The sequence below is a fragment of the Flavobacterium aquaticum genome, assembly GCF_003259835.1.
Classification (GTDB): domain Bacteria; phylum Bacteroidota; class Bacteroidia; order Flavobacteriales; family Flavobacteriaceae; genus Flavobacterium; species Flavobacterium aquaticum.
The window spans coordinates 289716-311189 of record NZ_QLMI01000001.1 but is presented as its reverse complement, the minus strand read 5'-3'; the positions used below and the strand labels follow the sequence as shown (position 1 = coordinate 311189).

The window sequence follows — 21474 nt, the reverse complement described above, 5'->3', positions numbered from 1 at the left end:
CTGTTCGCTTTGCTCGAGCCAGCATCTCTTAACCATCTCATTACTAACTAAACGAACGCGAAAGGATTAGCGCACGAGTAGGGAAATTATTTGATTGAAACTAAAGGTAAATATTATTAACAAAAAAAACAGGTTTAAAACCCGCTTTTTAAGTAAATATTATTTGTTGTTTTTTTTAATTTCTTTAGTTTCGTTTTTCTTTTTTTTGCTTAAAATTTTCTTCTTCTCATTAAGTAAAGATGTTAAGTCAATACTAGGTAAAGTATATTTTCCTAATGGACAAAAAGTAGTCATTGATGAAATAAAGTTCCTTAAACTATTTACAGACATTGATACTCCTGAATGCCATAACATATCTGATTTTTCATTTTCATTCAATTCAGATGAAGCATCAAATGAATAAAAACATACAGATTCTGCAAAAAGTGAATAACCTGAAATTGGATTTTCATTTTGATTTATGCTAACTTTAGATAAGATAACAAACTTGTTTTCCTCTTTAGGTACACTACGAACAATAAAATCTATATCTATTTCATAATCATTAAAGAGTACTTTTAAGTCTTCATTTTGACTTACTGGCTCAATAAATTTATAATTAGAATTTATTATGAAAAAGTCATCTAAAATAAGTGGTGATTTAATTAATTTCATTATGCGTAAAGTGATTTCTTATTAGTTTTTGACTTATTTGTATTATCAATATCTAAATCGATATTATTACTATTATTGTTAATAAGTATCATCCAATTATAATTATTATCAGCACGATGTCTTTTAATCTCACTATAGCAAAAATCATCAACTGTATTTGAATATGATTTTTCAGTTACATTAATTTCGATATTAATATCTAATTTATTTTTAAATTTTGCTAACGTAATTAAATTTAATAACTTGTTACCTCTGTAGAGTTGTGTCAAATAACTTGCGGAAGTGCCTAATAACTCAGCAATGTCTTTTCTGTTTAAATTTCTGCGATCAGTTAAATGTTTAATTTCAGATAAGATTTTTGAAGCTAAAACCTTAGCTTCAACTTCGTAATCATTTTCGAGTTCAAGAAATAAATCATCAAACGATTTATCTAGTTCATTTAATTTCTTTTCTAATGATTTCATATTCTGATTTTCCAATATTTTTAATAATAGGTTTGTTCTTTTTATTATTACCTTGACTTTTCTTTTTTTCAAATAGTTTACAGGCAATTACGACAAATGTTTTGTCTTCCATTGAAATTTCTTTACAGTAAATTCTATCATTAGAATTACCTTTAAAAAATTTCATAGCGGTCACATTTTTACAACTTGAATCTATATCTTCCTTGTCATAAACATCTGTATTTTTGTGTCCTTCTAAAATAATGTTACAGATATATTTGAATTTCTTTTTATGTTTATCATCTTGATTAACATAATTGAAAATCTCTTCCCAATTATCCACATCTATACAGATAATTCTTTTACTGTCTTCACTTTTTAATATCTCTCTCGCTTTTTTCACTACAAAATTAAGCTATAGGTTAATTATACGCAAATTTATTTTATAGACGTGATGTTTATTACAGGAAAAAGCGAAAGACAATCGCGCAACATTATTAACGACATTAAAGACCATCTGGGAAAAGCAAAACACCAAGTAGTAACAATCAAAGAATTTTGTGAGTACTTAGGCCTAGAGGAAGAAGAAATCAAAAGCTACATCAAGTAAAACCAAAATGATGTTTAGCTCCCTACAAGATACTGAGTAGATAAAGAGTACATAGTAGGAACAAATCCCAACAAAAAAAAGAGTACGCAAATTGCGAACCACCTTTTTACACCCTAAATCCAACCCATAAAAAAAACCGATTCATTTCTGAATCGGTTTTACCCTGCGGAGAAAGAGGGATTCGAACCCCCGGACCTGTTACAGTCAACAGTTTTCAAGACTGCCGCATTCGACCACTCTGCCATTTCTCCAATAAGTCGTGCGCTACTTCCGTATTGCGAGTGCAAATATAGAACGATTTTTTATTTCTGCAAACGTTTTCAAAAGAAAAAAGTAAAAAAAATACACTTTCCTCCTCACCCATTTCTCAACCATTTGAATGTCAGTAAATAAATAAAACTAAATTTTTAATAAAAAATCAAGAACAAGTGCAAGAACAAAGTAAAAGTTATCGTTTATAACGTTTGTTTACATAATCATCGAGTAAAAAAGATACTTATCAGCATAACAAACTAGTCGTGTAGTCTTATGTGAGCTATGCCAAGTGTAACGCCTCCATGTATCTCCCTCAACACAATCTACTTCCAAAAAACTCGGAGAAACTATGTGTAAAAAACTATGTGCCTATGTGTTTTAACTTCAAAATTCAACATTCGTTAATCAGCATTCAACATTCAAAAAAACCACTTATTTTTGTAAAAAGAAAAACAATGCAATCCAAACTATACTGCCTAGAAAGCGTCCCTGATATCACTACCCATACATCCAGCATCATCCTAACCTCGCTAGAAAAACTAGCACTACAATACAACATCACCAATGTGTACCAAACCTGTGATAGCATAGAAGGATTAGAAGAAAGTCTAAGTACACTGCTTTACGAAGACCGAAACTTCCATGACTACGAAATCATCTACTTCGTATTCCAAGGAAGAGACAACAACATTATCATTGATAATTATTTATACAGCTTAGAAGAAATTGCCGAGTTCTTTGAAGGCAAACTCACCTACAAACGCATCCATTTTGCTAATACCTTACAACTAGACCTAGATTCCGAAACCGCTCAATACTTCTTAGATGTCACGGGAGCTATTTCTATTTCAGGCTATCGCAACCCAGCACCAATACTAAGTACCATTATCGACAACCTCTATTTCGCATTATGCTACGATGACGACAACGTAATCCGAATTACCGAAAAATTGTATCAAAAGCAATATGCCTTGGCAAAAACGATGGGCTTTACTTTGTATTACTAATTACAAATACTTCGCAATCTCTTCCGCTTGAATACTGTGATGCGAAACACGATACACCACTTCCCCATCTTTCAACACAATAATCTGTGGTGATTGGTGAATCACATTTAATTCATCCGCAATAAAATTAGAAACACTTCGATACGAAAGAAGATCCAAATAATTGAAATCGGCTTTAGCAATTAGTAAATCATTTCCACTAACCAAGCGTTCTTTAGCATAAGCGCTAATACCACAAGTCACACTGTCTTTAAAGATAATTTGTGGTTTTTCATTTGATTTTGCAACAATATCTTTTACTTGTTGTTCTGTAGTAATGGGATTCCAGCTTTTCATAGTATATTTTGTTTGTTTAAACACATAGACACATAGTTGTATTTTTGCATTCTATGCGCAGTTTGTCATGCTGTAAAGCATCTCTTTTATGAGCTTTATTCAACGTAACACTTCACTTATTTTTTCTTATATGACTTATATGTTTAAATTAACCTTTGTGTGACTTAGTGCCTACCTTATGCAACTTTGTGCAACTAAATCTAAGAACTACAAGACAACATAGAACAACCTACTTTATTCCGTGCCCAATCAGGACGTTTAGCAAACCATTTTTCATTTTCTGGTTGCTCATCGTAAGGATGTTTCAGTAACTCATGAAGTTCGTTTATCAAAGAATTATCTTCCTTCTCTGCCGCTTCAATAGCCAATTGTGCCATGTAATTTCGTAACACATATTTCGGATTCACTACATTCATTTTAGCTTTTCTATCAGCATCCGAAAGCGATTCATCATTTAACTTTTGCAAATAACGTTCCATCCAATTAATCCAACTCGTTTTCAATGTAGCTACCAAAGCATCAGGTTGATAAAAAGCATATTCAATTTTCGATAATGCAATTTCAGGAGTATCTGATTTTAAAACATTGGCTAAATTTCGATAGAAAATTGTCATATCGGTTTCAGAAGCCGTTAATAGCGTTGTCAATTCATCCTGAAAATCGGATTCATATTCCGTTGTCAAACCCAATTTCTCTTGCATCATAACAGGAAACTTCGCATCAAAACGATGACTATAACTGTTTAAAATAGCCTCCATTGCTGGAACATTTTCAATCAAAGGATATAATGCATTTCCTAACTGAATTAAATTCCACAATGCAATATCAGGTTGGTTTCTAAACCGGTAACGTTTTCCTTCTGCATCGGTAGTATTCGGAGTCCAATCGGGATTATAATCTTCTAACCATCCATACGGACCGTAATCAATCGTTAGTCCTAAAATCGACATATTATCGGTATTCATCACCCCGTGAACAAAACCTACGCGTTGCCATTCCACAATCATATCTACCGTTCGATTCACCACTTCTTGATAAAAAGCCAAATACTTTTCTTTTCCAGTTGAGGTAATTTCAGGATAAAAATACTGAATCGTATAATCTGCTAAGGCTTGTAAATTAGTAATATCTTTTCGAGCCGCTAACAATTCAAAATTCCCAAAACGAATAAACGAAGGCGCTACTCTACACACAACAGCTCCTTCTTCATAAGCAGGATTTCCGTTGTATAAAATATCGCGTAACACCTTATCACCAGTCGTTACCAAAGACAACGAACGAGTGGTTGGCACACCCAAATGAAACATCGCCTCACTACACAAATGCTCCCGAATAGACGAACGTAAAACCGCCAAACCATCTGCATTTCTAGAATAAGGAGTTTCTCCTGCTCCTTTTAACTGCAATGCCCAACGTTGATTGTTATGCAACACTTCAAACAAATTAATCGCTCTTCCATCGCCTAATTGCCCAGCCCAATTCCCAAATTGATGTCCGGCATACGCCATGGCATAAGGTTGGGTTTCTGGATACACTTTACTTCCCGAAACTAAGGCTAAAAATTCAGTTGATGTTACATCTTCTTTAGATAAACCAATTAAATCTGAAACCTCATTTGCAACATGAAGCAATTTAGGATTGCTAGGAACTCGTGGCGTTACATAAGAAAAACAAGCTCCAAAAACTTGTCTTCGAGTATTTGAAGTATCTGTATCAGCTGGAAGTTGCTTGTTAAACGTATCGTTTAGATGTAATTTCATATTATCGGGTAAAAACTAAGGTGTTTCCTTTTGATAAATTGGCATCAAAAGCATACCCTTCGTAATTGAATTTTTTTAAATCGTCAATCGTTTCTGCATTGGTATCAATAATGTATCGAACCATCAAACCTCTTGCTTTTTTCGCAAAGAAACTAATCATCTTTAGTTTCCCATCTTTATAATCTCTAAATTCTGGAGTAATAACAGGAACTTTTAAAGCTTTAGTATCTACCGCAGAGAAATATTCATTACTCGCTAAATTTAAAAATAACTCATCAGATTGTAATTCTTCGTTTAAAGCTTTAGTCAATTTCTTTTTCCAAAACTCGTATAAATTCTTTTTAGTACCTATTGGCATAGAAGTTCCCATTTCTAATCGATATGGTTGCATTAAATCTAATGGTTTTAAAATACCATATAAACCCGATAGAATTCGCAATTTATCTTGCAAAACTGCTATTTTTTCAGCAGAAATAGTATAAGCATCCAATCCCGTATACACATCACCATCAAAAGCATAAACAGCTGGACGTGCATTTTTTGGTGTAAAAGGTAATGACCAATTTTGATTGCGTTCCCAGTTCAAATCGGCCAACTTTTCTGAAATATCCATTAACTCCATCAATTGTTTTGGCTTTTTCTTTTTGAGTGTTTTTTGAATGGTTTCCGCTTCTTTTAAAAATAAACTTTCGGTATAGTTTTGAATTGGAAGTGGTGATTCAAAATTTAAGGATTTAGCTGGTGATACTACAATTTTCATAACGTTTTAAGATATTTTACTTATACCTTCAAAAGTACGAAAATTAGCGAATATGAGATTTAGGAAACCATAAATAATACTTATAACACCATTAAAAATAAAAAATCCCGAATAAATCGGGATTGTATTTTAACTCATTTTTCCTATTGCGCAACTTACATAGGATTTAGCCTTAGCACCAAGTGTATTAGCTTCACCATCTTCAGGATAACCGAGTGATTTTAATTTGTTTTTTACCTCGTTTACTTGTGCTTCTGTTTCATAAGAGAATGTCACAGTACTTTCATCAACATTTACTGAAACATTTTGAACAGCTTCAATTGATGAAATTCCTTTCGTTATGGTATTGGCACAACCGCCACATTTTAAATTTTGTATATGAATTGTAGTTTCCATTTGTATTGAATTTATGAATAACAAATTTACAAAATTCTAACGGTACTGCTTTGTAACAAAGGTTACTTTAACTTAACTTTAATGAGGCAATTTGTCTTTCACCAAACCATAAATATAAGTTCCAAGTAAAGCTCCAATCAACACCACCGCAATGGCATAAGTTCCAGTTCCTAAAAGAATAAAAATAGGTCCAGGACAACTTCCTACTAAAGCCCAACCCAATCCAAACATACTTCCGCCAATAATATAACGCCAAAAACCGCGCTCTTTTTCAATAACATTAATTGGAAGTCCTTTGTAATCTTTTATTTTATATTTTTTAATCAATTGAAGTCCAATAACACCCGTAAATAATGCCGTTCCAATTATTCCATACATGTGAAACGATTGAAAATGAAACATTTCATAAATACGATACCACGAAACCGCTTCAGCCTTTGTTAAAACAATCCCGAAAAAAATTCCTGTCAGAAAAAAACGTGCTAATTTCATACTTATGCTGTTTTATAAATTAGAGGTAAAATAAAATGTGCCATGGCTAAGCCACCAATAAAAAATCCGATAACCGCAACTAAAGAAGGTAATTGCAAATTACTCAAACCAGAAATAGCATGACCTGAAGTACATCCACCAGCATAACGCGTTCCAAAACCAATTAATAATCCGCCAATTAATAAAATAGCGAATCCTTTTGGAGATTGTAACGTTTCAATACTGAAAATAGCATCTGGCATTAACTTACCATTTGGAGCGTCAATTCCTAAGGTTTGTAATTGCGAAACAGTATCAGGATTGATATTTACACCACTTCCATTGGAAAGAAAGTAAAAAGCAATAAATCCGCCTACAAAAGCACCTAAAACGACTGCTAAACTCCATTTTTGTTCGCGCCAATCAAACTTAAAGAAATCACTAAATTTTCCTGCTCCTGCCATAGTACACATGGTACGAAGGTTAGAAGACATCCCAAACGATTTACCAAAATAAGTCAAAATTAACATCGTCATCCCGATTAAAAAACCCGAAATAGCCCAATGCCATGTTCCAAAAAGAAGTTCCATAGTTTTGCAATTTTTAGCAAAAATAGAAATTCAAATCGGGATTTGTAACTTTTGTTACATTTTATAGTAAATTTGGACTATCAAACTAAACCTTACCAAATGAAAAAATTTACAATCGAATTCAAATGGGCGATTATTTCTACTATTATTTTTTTGGCTTGGATGACCTTAGAAAAGCAACTAGGATTTCATGACGAAAAAATAAAATGGCAAATGTTTTTTACAATGCTTATTATTTTTCCAAATTTTCTTTTGTACTACTTAGCTTTAAGAGACAAAAAAAAGAATTATTATAATGGCGAAATGAGTTGGAAACAAGGTTTCATTTCGGGAGTTGTTATTTCTTTTATTGTAGTAATTTTTAGTCCAATTACACAATTTATTACACACGAATTTATTACTCCCAACTATTTCGATAAGTTAATTGCACTTTCGGTAGAAAGTAAAAGACTAACCTTAGAAGAAGCTAAAAGTTACTTTAACTTAACGGCCTACATTTGGCAAAGTATTTCTGGTGGATTATCATTTGGCGTTGTTATTGGCGCGATTGTTGCTTATATGATAAAAACAAAAACACCAGATACAACAATTAAAACAAAATAAAATGAAATACTTATTTTCAATAATTACGGCACTTTTATTAACAAGTTGTGTAAGTACTCAATCCACTTTAAAAAATGTAGACAATACAGCTATTCGTCCTGCCATTAAAGATAAAGCTTATGTAATTACAGAATACGCAACGGATAGCAAATATGGATACGATCAAGATTATCCAATCAATATTGGTTTCATACATGAAAAACAGGAAGACATCAATATTGAATATTATTTTAACGGATTACAAGGTCCAAATGGCGAAAAAATAAGCTACAAGAAAGTGGATACTTGTTGTCCTTTTCCCTCAAAAAATAGTTTAATGGGAGCTGGAACTATCGGTATATATGAAGTATTTTTTGAAGGAAGTGCTAAAAAAATCACCTTATATTTTAATATTTTTGAAAAAGGGAAAATCTTATGTCCGAAAGGATTTTCAATTAAAAAACCAGTTTCAGACACTAAATAAATCTTTTTTAGTTATTAGTAACATTTGTAACCTTTTGAACCGCTGTTTGAAAGGTTTTTCTTTTTATCTTTGCAACTTCAAAATCAACACAAATGAATTTACAAAACATCCCACAAATAAAACATACCGATAGCGGAAACTTTTTCTTATTAGCAGGTCCATGCGCCATTGAAGGCGAAGAAATGGCAATGCGAATTGCAGAGAAAATTGTTACTGTTACTGATAAATTACAAATTCCTTACGTTTTTAAAGGTTCTTTTAAAAAAGCAAACCGTTCTAGAGTAGATAGTTTTACTGGAATTGGTGACGAAAAAGCCTTAAAAATTCTTCAAAAAGTATCAAAAGAATTTGGCGTACCAACGGTTACTGATATTCACACCAACGAAGATGCAGCAATGGCAGCTGAATACGTTGATGTATTACAAATTCCGGCGTTTTTAGTTCGTCAAACAGATTTAGTAGTAGCTGCGGCAAATACTGGAAAAACCGTAAACTTAAAGAAAGGACAATTCATGAGTCCAGAAAGTATGAAACATGCGGTTCAAAAAGTTTTAGATAGCAACAACCAAAACGTTATGGTTACTGATAGAGGTACCATGTTTGGTTACCAAGATATGATTGTAGATTTCAGAGGAATTCCAACGATGCAACAATATGCCACTACAGTTTTAGATGTTACGCATTCATTACAACAACCAAATCAAATGACTGGTGTAACGGGTGGTCGTCCTGACATGATTGAAACTATTGCAAAAGCAGGAATTGTTGTAGGTGTAGACGGAATTTTTATTGAAACTCATTTTGATCCAGCTAATGCAAAAAGTGATGGTGCTAACATGTTACATTTAGACTATTTTGAAGGTTTAATGACTAAACTTGTTGCCATCCGAAAAACAATTAATCAATTCTAATTTTTTATTTTTAAACTTTAAATGAAACATCCATTTTTAATGGTTGTACTAACTTTTTGTGTTTTTTCACAGTACACCTTTTCGCAAGAAACAGTCGAAAATCCTGAAAAATACACAGCGCATAATAAAGGAAAATTTTATATTTTTTGGGGTGGAAACCGCGAATCGTATTCAAAATCAGATATCCGATTTAAAGGTGCTGATTATGATTTTACGCTTCATAATGTATCGGCTCACGATAAACCAAAAGGTTTTCACATCGATTATATCAACCCAGCTCGAATGACTATTCCTCAAACGAACTTACGAATTGGGTATTTTATTTCTGATCACTATAATATTTCGATTGGATTTGACCACATGAAATATGTAATGTATAACGACAGAAGAGTAAGTTACTCTGGTTATTATCCAAATCCTGGAACTTACAATGAAAATCCAGCTGACGGAGAATTAACATTAGATGAAGATTTCTTATTATTTGAACACACAGACGGATTAAATTATGTAAATACTGAAATTTCTCGTGTAGATGATATTTCCAAACTTTTTAGAATTGGAAATACCGATAAAATTCAAGTAAATATTACAGAAGGTATTGGTGGTGGATTTTTATATCCAAAAACTAATACAACACTTTTAGGAAAAGACAGATACGACGAATTTAATATTGCAGGATATGGTTTATCTGCCAAAGTAGGTTTAAACCTAACTTTCTTTAAGTATTTCTTTATTCAAACCGAATTAAAAGGAGGTTATATAGAAATGAACAACATAAGAACTACTCAAGACAAAGCAGATTCAGCCGAACAAAATTTTTGGTTTTTACAGAGAATCTTAACTGTTGGAGGGATTTTTAGAATCTAAAAAAAAGCTCGAAGTAAATCTTCGAGCTTTTTTATTTATTTTAAAATCTGAGCAGCGTGTGCTTTCGTTTTTACATCGGAAATTACTTCTTCGATAATTCCGTTTTCATCAATTACAAAAGTAGTTCTGTGAATACCATCATACTCTCTTCCCATAAATTTCTTCGGTCCCCAAACACCGAAGGCTTGAATTACCGATTTATCTTCATCCGCTAATAATGGAAAAGGTAAATCATATTTTTCTATAAACTTAGCTTGGGCTTTAGCACTATCAGCACTTACGCCTAATAAAGCATAATTATTCGCTTGAAAACGAGCATAATTATCTCTTAAATCGCAAGCTTCTGCTGTACAACCTGGCGTACTTGCTTTTGGATAAAAGAAGACTACTAGTTTTTTTCCTTTGTAATCAGCTAATGTATGAGAAGTTCCATTTTGGTCTAAACCTGAAAAATTAGGGGCTTTATCTCCTGCTTTTAATGTTGTCATTTATTTTTGGTTTAAAAGGTTAGATGTTTATAAGTTTAAAAGGTTCAAAACTCTTCGATGAAATTGAATTTTGATATTGCGCTTTTACTTTATAACTTTACGAATCAAATTTAGTTAAAAATGACCAAAAGCGAGAAGATAACATTTGTTATAAATACGTTAAATGAATTATATCCTGAAATTCCAATTCCGTTAGACCATAAAGATCCTTATACTTTACTAATTGCTGTGTTACTTTCAGCACAATGCACGGATGTTCGCGTGAATCAAATTACTCCAATTTTGTTTGCCAAAGCCGACAATCCGTATGATATGGTAAAAATGAGTGTGGAAGAAATCAAGGAAATTATTCGCCCGTGTGGATTATCACCTATGAAATCAAAAGGAATTCATGGTTTATCAGAAATTTTAATTGAAAAATACAATGGCGAAGTACCACAAAGTTTTGAAGCTTTGGAAGCTTTACCTGCAGTAGGACACAAAACCGCAAGTGTAGTAATGAGTCAGGCTTTTGGAGTTCCAGCTTTTCCTGTTGATACGCACATTCACCGATTGATGTATCGTTGGGGTTTAACCAATGGTAAAAACGTACAACAAACTGAGAAAGATGCTAAACGTATTTTTCCAGAGGAATGTTGGAACGATTTACACTTACAAATTATTTGGTACGGAAGAGAATATTCTCCTGCTCGTGGTTGGAATTTAGAGAAAGATATTATTACCAAGACGATTGGAAGAAAAAGTGTAATTAATGAAATTAAAAAATAAATGGCATCAAGAAGTATAAATCATATGATCTTTGCTGGTGTTTATCCACATTATGTGACCAAAGCAGAGAAAAAAAATCGTACTAAAGCGGAAGTCGATGAAATTATTTGTTGGTTAACAGGTTACACGCTTGAAAGCCTTCAAAAGCAAATTGACACAAAAGTAGATTTCGAAACCTTTTTTGAAAAAGCACCTCAATTAAACGAAAACGTTTCTAAAATTACAGGTGTTATTTGTGGTTATAGAATTGAAGAAATTGAAGACCCGTTGATGAAAAAAGTGCGCTATTTAGATAAATTAATTGACGAATTAGCGAAAGGTAAAACGATGGATAAGATTTTAAGAAAATAAAAAAATGCCTCAAATCTCTTTGAGGCATTTTCCTTAATTAGCGATAATTTCAAAACTTGAATTTCCCACTTTATGTATACTCAATGCTTTTGAATAATTGAGTAAAAACGAAATCGTTTCTTTTTTAGGTTTCATTTTCTGAGTTGCTAATTTTTTCTTAGAGTAAAGTTTTGCCATTAATTATGATTTGGTTTATAAACCTTTAACGACAAAATTTCACTTTTAGTATTAGTTCGTCAAAATAATTTGATTTTTTTCTATAATTTTTCTCAAATTCAACAAAGCATAACGCATTCTTCCTAAGGCTGTATTGATACTAACACCTGTTAAATCAGCTATTTCCTTAAAACTTAAATCTTGATACATTCGCATAACCAAAACTTCTTTTTGATCTGCTGGAAGCTCATCTAACAATTTAGCTAAATCCGTTTCAACTTGTTCTGATATAATTTGTCCTTCAATATTCAAACTATTATCGGTCATATAGTTAAATATAGAATATTCTTCAGTCTCCCGCTGATAAGGCATTTTCTTTGCTTTTCTAAAATGGTCTACAACCAAATTATGAGCAATACGCATTACCCAAGGTAAAAATTTTCCTTCTTCGTTATACGATTGTGATTTTAAGGTTTTAATTACCTTAATAAAGGTATCTTGAAAAATATCATCCGATAAATCTCTGTCGTTTATTTTGGAATAAATAAATCCGTAGATTTTTGATTGATGTCTGTTGATTAATGAAGATAAAGCAGATTCATCTCCGCTTATATAATTCTTTACCAACACTGCATCTGGAAGTACAAGATTAGCCATAACAATACCTTTTAGTTAATTTAAGTCTCAGATTCTAAAAGTAATTGTGTGTTATAGGCTATTTTGTTTTTGAAATTAATACTTCAAATTTAACATAAAATTTTATTAAAAAACAAATCTGATTTAAAAATTTAACATTTAGAATGCAATAAAACTAAAAATAAGTTTCAAAAACAACACAAAAAATAGCTAATTCTTGTAAAAAGCATTAAAACTTTGATTTCTCATTTTTATCCCAAATTCCCCAATGTGCTCCTACTTCACCTTCCGGACCCACCTTCCAAGATTCATCGAAAGATGAAAAATAAAACATTTCTATGTTTTCCTCTTTTGACCAAAGTTGGGAATTGATAAAGTATTTCATGGCATTTTCTTCAGAAGGATGCGAATCTTTGAAACTTTCTCCTTGACTTGGCCAACCCGTTTCGGTGATGATTACTTTTTTACCATTTGCGGCAGCCATAGCTTGATGATACATACTTTTCATGTGTGACAACGAATATTCTTGATTAGTACCTTCCCAATACGGATAACAATTGGTTAAAATTACATCACAAGCTTCGGTAATTCTGGGTTTGATGGTGAACTCATAATAAGCATCTACATAGCCTACAGGAATATGAGCAGGTATTTCTTTTTTAACTCTTTGGATAAAAGCTAAAAGTTCATCTTCAGTTAAATCTTTTCGATACATCACTTCATTTCCAACAGCGGCAATATCTACAAATCCTTCTTTTGCTAACTGAATTAAAGCTTCAATTTCTTTTTCATTCTTCTCGGCATCATCACCTAACCAAGCACCTACAAGTGTTTTCATACCCAATTCTCGTGCGATTTTTGGAACAAATTCATTTCCTTCAATACATGAGAAAGAACGCACCCATTTTGTATAAGGTGCCATGATTTTTAATCTTCTTCTCACCTGCTCTTCTGAAATATGATCACCTGGTTTTTGTCCGTCTTCATACATACTAAAACAAAGTCCGTGCATACCACTTTGTAAAACCTTTGAATATAAACTGCGAATATCTTCAGGAGAATGTGCTGTAAAATCAAAACCATTATTGAAATCTACTTGAGTAGCATCAAAATGTTGGGCATGCAAAATATAATCGGTTCTGAATGACATAATTTTATGTATTTGATTTATTCTTTAAAGCTCTTCTTTCTTCTAATTCTTTCTTAATTCTACTTACTCTATCTTCATTTAAGTTATAATTCCACATGATTAAAACCGCTAAACCTGCAGTAACTGATGGAATTATGATATCTGCAATTCTTAATTGATTCATTGTTTCAAAAGATTGAGTTGCATTCCCTGCATCAAAACCTACTACAGACAAAACCAAACCACCTAACGCCAATGCAATAGATTGTCCAATTTTTACCATCCACCAATAAACAGCACCAAAAGTTCCTTCTCTTCTTGGTAAACCATTTCTTAACTCATCTAAATCACAAACATCGGCTGTCATGCTCATCATTAAAGTAAACAATCCTCCTAATCCAAACGCCATAAAAGGAATTGGAAGTAATAAAATAATTGGCATTTCTAAAGAAAACTTAACAACACCAATTTGTAAAACAACATCATTAAAAAGTACAGCTGTGTTTTCATCCACAACTACAAATCCCCACCATTTCAAAATATAGCCAAGTATTGAAATAAAAGTTGATATGATAAAAGCGTTTCTTTTTCCATATCTATTTGCCATCCAAGAAACAATAGGAATAATTAAAACTGCAGTTGCAAAGGCTCCTAAAATTGAGAATATAGCTGGAACTGTTCCTGCCATTTCATAACTTCCTTTGTACATGTAAAAAACAATAATGAAATAACTGAACGAAGCCACCATTTGAAATCCGTTAAATACTAAAAATGTAGCTCCACACAATCGCATAAATGGATTGTTTTTGGTCATGTTTTTCATATTTTCCCACAAAATCTTCATATTAACAGTCAAATCTTTCATTGTTAAATTAGCTTTACTTTGAGCATCAGAAACGTCTAATTCTTTACAAAAAATAGCAGGTAAAATTCCGAAAGTTAAGCAAGCAAATCCAACAAAAATAGATAGTGTTCTTACACCATCAGCTTGACTATCAAATAAATCTTTATTCGCTATTAAAACCCAAAAAAGAGGTACAATCATCCAAGAAATTTGACCAACACTATTGGCTATTCCCATTAATCGTGTTCGTTCTTTAGTGTCAGTTGTCATTTCATAACCCATTCCAATTAATGGTGTTGAAAAAACAGTATTCGCAAAAATGAATAAAATTGAAAATAGTAAAAAGTACCAAAAGTTATAAGTAGAACCATTTTCTTCAAACATTTGCCATTGCACAACAAACAAAATAGAAGCCAAAATTGCCCCTGAAAAAATATAAGGTCTTCTTCTTCCCCATTTTGAAGTGGTATTATCTGTTATAAATCCCATAATTGGATCTGAAAGTGCATCAAAAAAACGAGGAATAGCAGAAAGTAAACCTGCAATTGCTGGTTCAATTCCAAAAGCTGTTATTAGGAAAAATGAAAATACACCAAGTGCACCTGGCAATAAATTATTAACTAAATGTCCTGATCCAAACGCCGCCTTTTGAATAATTGGCACTTTCGTTACCGTGTTATTGTTATTTTGATCCATAATTTACTTATTTATTACCACCGTTTGTAAAGCTTTTGCATCGATTGAAATAACTGTATTTTGATTATTAATTTGTATTTCAAGAGTATGTTTTACTTCGGTTGGATTGAATATTACAAGAGCAATTGATTTGTCAGGATTTTGAACTGCCGTCACTTTCAATTCTTTGTTATTAGCAACACAACCAATTTTCACTGCATCTGGTCGCATGAACTTGCTAAAATGTGACATCACATAATACAAGGGTGTAAAATAAACCTCATTGTTTTTATCATCAACAATTACAGGAGCTACACACCAATTTTTGAACCAATTTGGGCCACCTTGTCTATCTAAAACCATGTTCCAATCTACCCAACCATCAACTTGATTATTCAAACAACCGATGATGTCTTCAGCATAGCGGTTAACTGGTGCGTATTTTGGATGCAAATACTTTTCTTTTTCACTTGCCCAATCCCAACCCCAATCAGTTGCTTCTTTTTTCCAATACCAAGCATCGTCTTGCCAATGTGGAACTTCCGAATCTACACAAGCTTCAGTTTGAATTAAATGTTTGTTTGGTGCTTTTTTGTGGGCATATTGCAAAGCTTCTGGAAAAACTTCATACGTGCTTTCGTACCAATGAATAGCAGTTCCTGCGAAGTATTTTGAAGTTTTCTCATCTTTATACATAGCATCGACCCATTCTTGTAAACCCGCTCTATTTTGGTCGTACCCTAAAATTTTGATGTTGTTCCAACCATCACGTTCTAATTTGGGTCCAAGATGATTTTGAACAAAAAAAGTCATTTCCTCTGGTAAGAATAAAGTACTTTCCCAATTATTACCATTACCATGAGGTTCGTTAATAACCGTTACACCCCAAATATCAATACCTTCTTTTTTATAAGCTTCTAAATATTTTGAAAAATACAAAGCGAAAGTGTCGTTATATTCTGGCAGTAATTTTCCACCCACATAACTTTTGTTGTCTTTCATCCATGGTGGACAAGACCAAGGCGAAGCAATGATGTTAAATCCTTCTTTAGAAATTGCTTTTGCATCTAATATCATAGGAATGATATCGTTTTTATCGTCCTCAATAGTGAAATGTTCTAAAGCTAAGTCGTTTTCTACTTTAGCATAAGTATAATTCTTTAGAGAAAAATCGCAAGAAGCAATAGTTGTTCTTGTTAGCGAATAATTGGCTCCGCTTTCACTGAAGTAAGCATCCAAAATTTTCTTTCTGTTTTCTTTACTCAACTTATTCAATAAATGAGCAGAGGCTTCTGTAAATGAACCTCCAAAACCCGTAATCGTTTGAAATTTTTCATCAGGATTAAGATTTATCACAACCTTATTTTCCGATGTAGAAAATTGATCTACTTTTTTTAAAGCATTTCCATTTTCAGAAGTTTCATAAACGGTTACTTCTAATGCACTATTGACTCCTTTACAATTCATCATTGTTACAAGAATTAAAAAACTTAGTATGTAGTGAACTACTTTCATTTTACTCTTTTTTTGGTGGTGCTAAAACGCTTTTCATCAATAATTCTTTATCGCCTGAATACGTTTTTTTAATCTTATTTCCATCTCTCTTTAAATTGGAAAACACCTTTTCATCTACTAAATTCCACAAGGCGAATTTTGCTTTTCCATCTACTGTAAAAATCCCGAAATGATTTTCAGAACCATTCTTATTGTGGCTGTCTTTCCAAGGTTCGTCAAAAGCTTCGAAGTAGAAACAAGTGATTTTTTCTTTATTCGTCCAAGCTCTCATACTTTGATAATACAAAGCTTGTTTATATTCGTCTGAAGCTTTTGATCCGTGAATACCATAATGTCCATCAGAACTAGATGCCCAACCCGTTTCGCCAATATGAATAGGCTTATTTGGACTAATGGAATGCACGTAAGCTTTTACATTTTCATACTGTTTTTGAGCAAATAATTGCGCGCGAACCATTGCCGTGTTTACCTTTTGCAATTCATCGAAATGATTTTCATTGCTAGAGGTTTGCCAAAAATCTGGATTGTAATGTGTGTTATGATACGGATACGTATGCATTGAAACATAATCAACCGCTTTGATTAAATCCTCTAAATCTTTAGTATGATAACTAGTATCGCCTCCACCCCAAGAAGCAAAATCATCGGAACTTGTAATCCAAACTTCTTTTGCTAATTTGTTTTGCTTTTTTAAATTTTGTAAATGATTCACCCATTTCAAAATGATGTTTGGTGTAACATAATAACTGGTTGCCCAATTGACCATAGCTTCATTTCCAACAGCAATAATTTTTATAATTTCTGGATACGCATTGGTTAAACGAACGGCTTCAGCAATTTCAATGGCATTTCTATCACTTTCTTCATTATGAATAGGCTCTAAATCTGTCCATGCGTTTTTGCAATCAATCCAAGCACCAAGCATAACATACATTTCAAAATTGGCATCTTCCTTTTTTAATTGGGTAATGGCTTCCAATAAATTCAAAACTTCTTTATAATGAACATTGTATGTTCTTACAATTTTGATATTTAATGCGGCTAAGATTTTTAAATCTTCTTTAATTTGATTGATTGTAGGCTCAATTGCTCTAGTATTTTTTCGATAACCACCATAACAAATGGCTTGGTAATTTGGATTTCCTAATAGCTCTTTTGCCGATATTTCTGTAGGTTTTGCGTTCATTTCTTGGCTTTCTGATTTGGAATTACATGAAAACAGCAAACACAAGCTTCCCATCAAAAGAAAAACTTTTGAAAGTTGGAAAAATGCTATGTTTGTTTTGATTTTCATATCGCAATCCTTCTTATTTTAAGTTGGTAGCTACCACATTAACAATTAGTTTCTCAATCACACCATTTCGACTAAATACATCTTGACTTGTTTTAGCATCTAATGTTAATTGATTGATCGTTTTTGAATTGCCTTGGTTGTCGAAAATTTCAATATTGGAATTATCCGACAATTGATATACAACTGGAATTTGACAGAAAGTAAACGCCAATGAATTTTCAGTTAACTCTATGACTTTGTGCTCAAAATGAACGTTTACATATTCAAACGATTTGGATTTAGTTAAAAACTCATCTTTACGCAATAAGCAAGGATTGAAATGTAACATTCCATCTTTAATGAACACACCTAATTCTCCGAAACGACTCAAAATATCTTCTTTCACTTGACCTGTCATTCCCGGTTGTTGAGCACCTTTTCCTGCTGGTGTGTGCGAATAAGCATCGGTTGGGAAAGCACCGTAAAGTGTTGGGGATTTATGCACTCCAATTCCTTCGTTTATTTCGTAATAATGTTCTAATAAACGCCCGATAACTTCTGGAGATTCGTTTTCATTGATGGCTTTTAGGCAACATTCTTGAACCGCTAATTGTAATTTTGAAACCATGTGCCAATAAATAGAACCTAAACCTTCATATCCATAAAAAGTTCCTGAACGACCTGTGAAAGCTTTGTGGTTGAACACTTCTTCAAAGATTTCTAAAACAAGATTTTCTTCTTTTTCAACTAATATTTTAAAAGTGGTATTTTGTTTCACTTCTGCTAACGCTTTTTTCAAATCATTGGCATTATGGAAGTTTCCGTTGAAATGGTAATTTCCTAAAATGTCTTGATTGATAATTTGCGCGTTTTTATTTGCTAATAAATTTTGCAATAGTTCAGATTTAGCAACTGCCTCTTTTGAAATGGTATTTTTCTCGATGAACTTTGGTAATTCTTTATTTGGATACAACAAATAGCTGTATTGATCTTGTCTAAACAACTTGCTTGCTTTTAATGCATCAAGAACTTTTAGATTTTCTTTAGACGATAAATAGCCAGAACTTAGAACCGCTACTTGACCTTCTAACATTTCGCTTAAATAAGAAATTGAAATCGAATTATTGTTTTCAATTGTCATTAAGTTGTAAGCGTGATACAAAGCATCGGGACGCTTATTAGCTTCAATAGCATGTTCGATAAACTTTAAACTTACTTTGGTGAAGTTTTTCAAACCTTGCATGGAATGCGTACGTTTTTTACCCCAAAATCCGCTGTTGTAGATTTGGTAACGATAATCTGAAGCTGCTTTTCCTAATCTATCTAATATTGCTTTTCTAGAAACATCATCGATTTTTCCTGAAAGTAGGTGCTCGTTTTCTAACAAACATTCTCTGACTTCATGATAGAATTCGACCATTTCATTAGAAATTTTGATGTTTTCTAAGTTCGAATTGTCTAATAATTGTTCGAAAAACTTCAAGAATCTTCTTAAATAATACAACGTAACCATCGAAACTCCATTACCTACTAAGGCGTTGTTGGCGTCGTTCCATTCTGGTCGTTGTGTGTTCATCCAAATACCAGCTTCTGGAATAAAATTGGACATTTTAGATAAAACCGTAGCTAGTATTTTTTCGATGAAATTCACATGATAAATGCTTTTGTCGTTACTGTGTAACAAAGCACCATCTGCACCCATTTGTTGTTTTCTATCATTGATTAGTTTTTCCCAAGAATGACTGTATTCGATAGTATCTTTTGGATTTTTTAAAATTTCGTCATACGGTTTAATGATGTAAGGAACAGCTGCATACACAAAACAATCGGTTTCAAAATAATCGTTTAGTCTTCCTGGAGCATATTTTTCACAAAATTCTAAGAATTTCAATAAATAAATGATTTGGTGATCGCCCCAATATCCTATGTATGACCAAGGATTATCGGGTTCAATCGCTTCCCAATCGAAACCATCTTTGGTAACACGATACGGATTATACCCATCGAAAGTAGAAGCGTTCAAAAACTTATGAATCATGTTATCGATAAACTCTGGAAATGAATGCGCAAGTGCTTCCCAATTTTGGAAAATATCGCGCCAATTTCCTTCGTAATCTAATATTTTAGAACCATCGATTTCATTTGTGGTGTTGATAGAAAACTTATTCCAAGGTCGGCTTGGATCACCGTGTCTTCTACTGAATTTTAAAGGTAAATATTCAAAACTTAAACGTTCAAAATCTAAATCATTTTGCTGTTTCGCAAAATCTTTTAAAGTTTGAAGTGAAAACGTTTCTGGTAATTGATTGATTTTGTTACTTAATTTTTCAAAAACAACTTTATTTGCTTTTTTGATATACAGAACAAAATCGTTTTTTTCAATTTGGTAATTGTAATCAAAGATTCCACCACGCATAATATTGAAAAGCGTATTGGAAAAATGTCTTGTATCGCGAAGATGGTCTTCGGTAGCTTGAAGCGCATCAGAAGAAGCATTGATTTCAATCAATTTCTGAGTTCCAAGATTTATATCTTCTCTAATTTGATTTTCTAAAGTTTTATCCTTAGAAATAGTTTCAATTAATTGAACGATATCGGCATGATTTTGATTCACGTTTGCCACAATCATCCAATTTTTATCTTCATTTTGATTTAAATTAAATGTTGTGTTGATGAAGTAAGCGCCTTTTTCCCCTTTGATATCGAATTCTGGATGTACATTTTGCTTTCTTCTGAAATTAGCAACCTGCAACGATGATAATAAATACGCTGGTTTATCTAATCCTAACGAAAAAACCGTATTGGCTTTTAGTGCTTCGCTTGGTTCGGCTTTATCGACGATGATGGCACTTAGAGCAAAAATTCCTAATCCGCTGTTTGGATGCAATTCGCTACGTTTGTAAGCATCAACTAAATTACTAGTTGAAGCTTGCAAATCACTACTTACACCGTGAGGCATAATGTTTTGAATTCCGTCTAAAAGGGATATTTGATATGCTTTATCAGAATGGTTTTTAATGGAAGCTTGTTTTACAAATCCGAATTTGTTACTTGAATTCCATTCGTAAGAAAAAGAAAGTTCTAAATCGTGGTTGATTTCTTCGAAGACAATTTTATTTCCGTAGAAGTTCTTGTATAAATTTCTAGATATGTTGTACTTATCAGTAAAACGTTCTGAAAATGGTTCCCAAATTAGCGTTTGGTTGTTGTATGAAACTTGAAAAATAGTTTTACTTCCTGTAATTTCGGCAAATTCTGTAATTTTATCATCGGTGTAATAAGGAAAAAGTGCAAACTCAGCATTTTTTCTTCCAGCTGTTAATCCTCCATTACTGGAAATAAACATCCAATGATTAGAATCGGAAACGATACTCATGAAAAAAGGTCGAATGGTATCGCTATTGTTTATTTTATAGAATTGTTCTCCGTTGAGCGTCACAACATCCATAGCAACCGATTTATTTTCGATTCCTAATTCAGCACTTGCATTGTCTTTTATTCCTAAATTCATGA

Annotated in this window: 24 protein-coding genes and 1 tRNA gene; 7 read left to right on the top strand and 18 right to left on the bottom strand. The window is 32.6% G+C overall.

Features of this window, described 5'->3' with window-relative positions; translation table 11 throughout:
* Positions 1 to 159: 159 nt before the first annotated feature.
* The 4 genes from B0I03_RS01595 to B0I03_RS01580 all read right to left on the bottom strand — a co-directional run bounded on the left by B0I03_RS01595 (position 160) and on the right by B0I03_RS01580 (position 1958).
* Entirely contained in the window at positions 160 to 654 is a 495-nt protein-coding gene (locus tag B0I03_RS01595) for a hypothetical protein (protein WP_111565728.1), read from the bottom strand.
* Positions 654 to 1118, bottom strand: a complete 465-nt coding sequence (locus B0I03_RS01590; protein ID WP_111565727.1) for a helix-turn-helix domain-containing protein — start codon at positions 1116 to 1118, stop codon at positions 654 to 656. The genes B0I03_RS01595 and B0I03_RS01590 overlap by 1 nt, the downstream gene beginning before the upstream one ends.
* Positions 1090 to 1500, bottom strand: a complete 411-nt coding sequence (locus B0I03_RS01585) for a hypothetical protein (RefSeq protein WP_111565726.1) — start codon at positions 1498 to 1500, stop codon at positions 1090 to 1092. Before B0I03_RS01585 ends, B0I03_RS01590 begins: the two co-directional genes overlap by 29 nt.
* A 373-nt stretch (positions 1501 to 1873) precedes the next feature.
* A tRNA-Ser gene (locus tag B0I03_RS01580) sits at positions 1874 to 1958 on the bottom strand.
* A gap of 459 nt (positions 1959 to 2417) precedes the next feature.
* Here B0I03_RS01580 and B0I03_RS01575 point away from each other — a divergent pair.
* A complete protein-coding gene (locus B0I03_RS01575) occupies positions 2418 to 2969 on the top strand; it encodes a DUF6642 family protein (protein ID WP_111565953.1) in 552 nt (183 codons plus the stop codon).
* Here the strand turns inward: B0I03_RS01575 and ytxJ are convergent, their stop codons facing one another.
* From ytxJ to B0I03_RS01545, 6 genes are all read right to left on the bottom strand, one after another.
* On the bottom strand, positions 2970 to 3305 hold the full coding sequence (gene ytxJ / locus B0I03_RS01570) for a bacillithiol system redox-active protein YtxJ (protein ID WP_111565725.1): 336 nt from the start codon (positions 3303 to 3305) through the stop codon (positions 2970 to 2972).
* A gap of 200 nt (positions 3306 to 3505) precedes the next feature.
* The gene (locus B0I03_RS01565) at positions 3506 to 5065 is read right to left on the bottom strand and encodes a protein adenylyltransferase SelO (protein WP_111565724.1); all 1560 of its coding nucleotides are present in this window, start codon (positions 5063 to 5065) and stop codon (positions 3506 to 3508) included.
* Between the two features lies 1 nt (position 5066).
* The gene (gene yaaA, locus B0I03_RS01560) at positions 5067 to 5825 is read right to left on the bottom strand and encodes a peroxide stress protein YaaA (RefSeq protein WP_111565723.1); all 759 of its coding nucleotides are present in this window, start codon (positions 5823 to 5825) and stop codon (positions 5067 to 5069) included.
* Between the two features lie 129 nt (positions 5826 to 5954).
* Positions 5955 to 6221, bottom strand: a complete 267-nt coding sequence (locus B0I03_RS01555) for a heavy-metal-associated domain-containing protein (protein WP_111565722.1) — start codon at positions 6219 to 6221, stop codon at positions 5955 to 5957.
* A 78-nt stretch (positions 6222 to 6299) separates the two neighbouring features.
* A complete protein-coding gene (locus B0I03_RS01550; RefSeq protein ID WP_111565721.1) occupies positions 6300 to 6713 on the bottom strand; it encodes a DUF6691 family protein in 414 nt (137 codons plus the stop codon).
* A gap of 2 nt (positions 6714 to 6715) precedes the next feature.
* The gene (locus B0I03_RS01545) at positions 6716 to 7282 is read right to left on the bottom strand and encodes a YeeE/YedE family protein (protein WP_111565720.1); all 567 of its coding nucleotides are present in this window, start codon (positions 7280 to 7282) and stop codon (positions 6716 to 6718) included.
* 99 nt (positions 7283 to 7381) lie between these two features.
* Between B0I03_RS01545 and B0I03_RS01540 the strand changes: the two genes are divergently transcribed.
* From B0I03_RS01540 to B0I03_RS01525, 4 genes are all read left to right on the top strand, one after another.
* On the top strand, positions 7382 to 7885 hold the full coding sequence (locus tag B0I03_RS01540) for a DUF4199 domain-containing protein (RefSeq protein ID WP_111565952.1): 504 nt from the start codon (positions 7382 to 7384) through the stop codon (positions 7883 to 7885).
* 1 nt (position 7886) lies between these two features.
* Positions 7887 to 8348, top strand: coding sequence for a 2-dehydro-3-deoxyphosphooctonate aldolase (locus B0I03_RS01535; RefSeq protein ID WP_111565719.1), 462 nt, complete (start codon positions 7887 to 7889; stop codon positions 8346 to 8348).
* Between the two features lie 92 nt (positions 8349 to 8440).
* Complete coding sequence (gene kdsA / locus B0I03_RS01530) at positions 8441 to 9259, top strand: 3-deoxy-8-phosphooctulonate synthase (protein ID WP_111565718.1); 819 nt, start codon at positions 8441 to 8443, stop codon at positions 9257 to 9259.
* Between the two features lie 21 nt (positions 9260 to 9280).
* Positions 9281 to 10126, top strand: a complete 846-nt coding sequence (locus B0I03_RS01525; protein WP_111565717.1) for a hypothetical protein — start codon at positions 9281 to 9283, stop codon at positions 10124 to 10126.
* Positions 10127 to 10161: 35 nt separating this feature from the next.
* On the opposite strand, the gene bcp is transcribed toward B0I03_RS01525, so the two are convergent.
* On the bottom strand, positions 10162 to 10614 hold the full coding sequence (gene bcp / locus B0I03_RS01520) for a thioredoxin-dependent thiol peroxidase (protein ID WP_111565716.1): 453 nt from the start codon (positions 10612 to 10614) through the stop codon (positions 10162 to 10164).
* Between the two features lie 120 nt (positions 10615 to 10734).
* On the opposite strand from bcp, the gene B0I03_RS01515 reads away from it, so the two are divergent.
* Positions 10735 to 11382 (top strand): endonuclease III domain-containing protein, encoded by a 648-nt coding sequence (locus tag B0I03_RS01515; RefSeq protein ID WP_111565715.1) that lies wholly within the window; start codon positions 10735 to 10737, stop codon positions 11380 to 11382.
* A complete protein-coding gene (locus B0I03_RS01510; RefSeq protein WP_111565714.1) occupies positions 11383 to 11733 on the top strand; it encodes a DUF2200 domain-containing protein in 351 nt (116 codons plus the stop codon).
* A 33-nt stretch (positions 11734 to 11766) separates the two neighbouring features.
* Here the strand turns inward: B0I03_RS01510 and B0I03_RS13180 are convergent, their stop codons facing one another.
* From B0I03_RS13180 to B0I03_RS01480, 7 genes are all read right to left on the bottom strand, one after another.
* Positions 11767 to 11910, bottom strand: a complete 144-nt coding sequence (locus B0I03_RS13180; RefSeq protein ID WP_181452315.1) for a hypothetical protein — start codon at positions 11908 to 11910, stop codon at positions 11767 to 11769.
* A gap of 51 nt (positions 11911 to 11961) precedes the next feature.
* Positions 11962 to 12546, bottom strand: coding sequence for an RNA polymerase sigma factor (locus tag B0I03_RS01505; protein WP_111565713.1), 585 nt, complete (start codon positions 12544 to 12546; stop codon positions 11962 to 11964).
* A gap of 208 nt (positions 12547 to 12754) precedes the next feature.
* The gene (locus tag B0I03_RS01500; protein WP_111565712.1) at positions 12755 to 13675 is read right to left on the bottom strand and encodes a glycoside hydrolase family 17 protein; all 921 of its coding nucleotides are present in this window, start codon (positions 13673 to 13675) and stop codon (positions 12755 to 12757) included.
* A gap of 4 nt (positions 13676 to 13679) precedes the next feature.
* Positions 13680 to 15194, bottom strand: a complete 1515-nt coding sequence (locus B0I03_RS01495; protein WP_111565711.1) for an MFS transporter — start codon at positions 15192 to 15194, stop codon at positions 13680 to 13682.
* A 3-nt stretch (positions 15195 to 15197) separates the two neighbouring features.
* Positions 15198 to 16688: a glycoside hydrolase family 30 protein gene (locus tag B0I03_RS01490; RefSeq protein WP_111565710.1), complete on the bottom strand. Its 1491-nt coding sequence runs from the start codon at positions 16686 to 16688 to the stop codon at positions 15198 to 15200.
* Between the two features lies 1 nt (position 16689).
* Entirely contained in the window at positions 16690 to 17982 is a 1293-nt protein-coding gene (locus tag B0I03_RS01485; protein WP_245902901.1) for a glycosyl hydrolase family 17 protein, read from the bottom strand.
* 13 nt (positions 17983 to 17995) lie between these two features.
* Complete coding sequence (locus B0I03_RS01480) at positions 17996 to 21472, bottom strand: hypothetical protein (RefSeq protein WP_245902899.1); 3477 nt, start codon at positions 21470 to 21472, stop codon at positions 17996 to 17998.
* Between the last annotated feature and the right edge of the window lie 2 nt (positions 21473 to 21474).

Coding starts and splice junctions, on each gene's coding strand:
- B0I03_RS01495 (WP_111565711.1), bottom strand. CDS start 15,194: ATGGATCAAAATAACAATAACACGGTAACGAAAGTGCCAATTATTCAA.
- B0I03_RS01555 (WP_111565722.1), bottom strand. CDS start 6,221: ATGGAAACTACAATTCATATACAAAATTTAAAATGTGGCGGTTGTGCC.
- B0I03_RS13180 (WP_181452315.1), bottom strand. CDS start 11,910: ATGGCAAAACTTTACTCTAAGAAAAAATTAGCAACTCAGAAAATGAAA.
- B0I03_RS01510 (WP_111565714.1), top strand. CDS start 11,383: ATGGCATCAAGAAGTATAAATCATATGATCTTTGCTGGTGTTTATCCA.
- kdsA (WP_111565718.1), top strand. CDS start 8,441: ATGAATTTACAAAACATCCCACAAATAAAACATACCGATAGCGGAAAC.
- B0I03_RS01515 (WP_111565715.1), top strand. CDS start 10,735: ATGACCAAAAGCGAGAAGATAACATTTGTTATAAATACGTTAAATGAA.
- B0I03_RS01545 (WP_111565720.1), bottom strand. CDS start 7,282: ATGGAACTTCTTTTTGGAACATGGCATTGGGCTATTTCGGGTTTTTTA.
- B0I03_RS01500 (WP_111565712.1), bottom strand. CDS start 13,675: ATGTCATTCAGAACCGATTATATTTTGCATGCCCAACATTTTGATGCT.
- B0I03_RS01535 (WP_111565719.1), top strand. CDS start 7,887: ATGAAATACTTATTTTCAATAATTACGGCACTTTTATTAACAAGTTGT.
- ytxJ (WP_111565725.1), bottom strand. CDS start 3,305: ATGAAAAGCTGGAATCCCATTACTACAGAACAACAAGTAAAAGATATT.
- yaaA (WP_111565723.1), bottom strand. CDS start 5,825: ATGAAAATTGTAGTATCACCAGCTAAATCCTTAAATTTTGAATCACCA.
- B0I03_RS01550 (WP_111565721.1), bottom strand. CDS start 6,713: ATGAAATTAGCACGTTTTTTTCTGACAGGAATTTTTTTCGGGATTGTT.
- bcp (WP_111565716.1), bottom strand. CDS start 10,614: ATGACAACATTAAAAGCAGGAGATAAAGCCCCTAATTTTTCAGGTTTA.
- B0I03_RS01540 (WP_111565952.1), top strand. CDS start 7,382: ATGAAAAAATTTACAATCGAATTCAAATGGGCGATTATTTCTACTATT.
- B0I03_RS01525 (WP_111565717.1), top strand. CDS start 9,281: ATGAAACATCCATTTTTAATGGTTGTACTAACTTTTTGTGTTTTTTCA.
- B0I03_RS01485 (WP_245902901.1), bottom strand. CDS start 17,982: ATGAAAATCAAAACAAACATAGCATTTTTCCAACTTTCAAAAGTTTTT.
- B0I03_RS01575 (WP_111565953.1), top strand. CDS start 2,418: ATGCAATCCAAACTATACTGCCTAGAAAGCGTCCCTGATATCACTACC.
- B0I03_RS01590 (WP_111565727.1), bottom strand. CDS start 1,118: ATGAAATCATTAGAAAAGAAATTAAATGAACTAGATAAATCGTTTGAT.
- B0I03_RS01565 (WP_111565724.1), bottom strand. CDS start 5,065: ATGAAATTACATCTAAACGATACGTTTAACAAGCAACTTCCAGCTGAT.
- B0I03_RS01595 (WP_111565728.1), bottom strand. CDS start 654: ATGAAATTAATTAAATCACCACTTATTTTAGATGACTTTTTCATAATA.
- B0I03_RS01490 (WP_111565710.1), bottom strand. CDS start 16,688: ATGAAAGTAGTTCACTACATACTAAGTTTTTTAATTCTTGTAACAATG.
- B0I03_RS01480 (WP_245902899.1), bottom strand. CDS start 21,472: ATGAATTTAGGAATAAAAGACAATGCAAGTGCTGAATTAGGAATCGAA.
- B0I03_RS01505 (WP_111565713.1), bottom strand. CDS start 12,546: ATGGCTAATCTTGTACTTCCAGATGCAGTGTTGGTAAAGAATTATATA.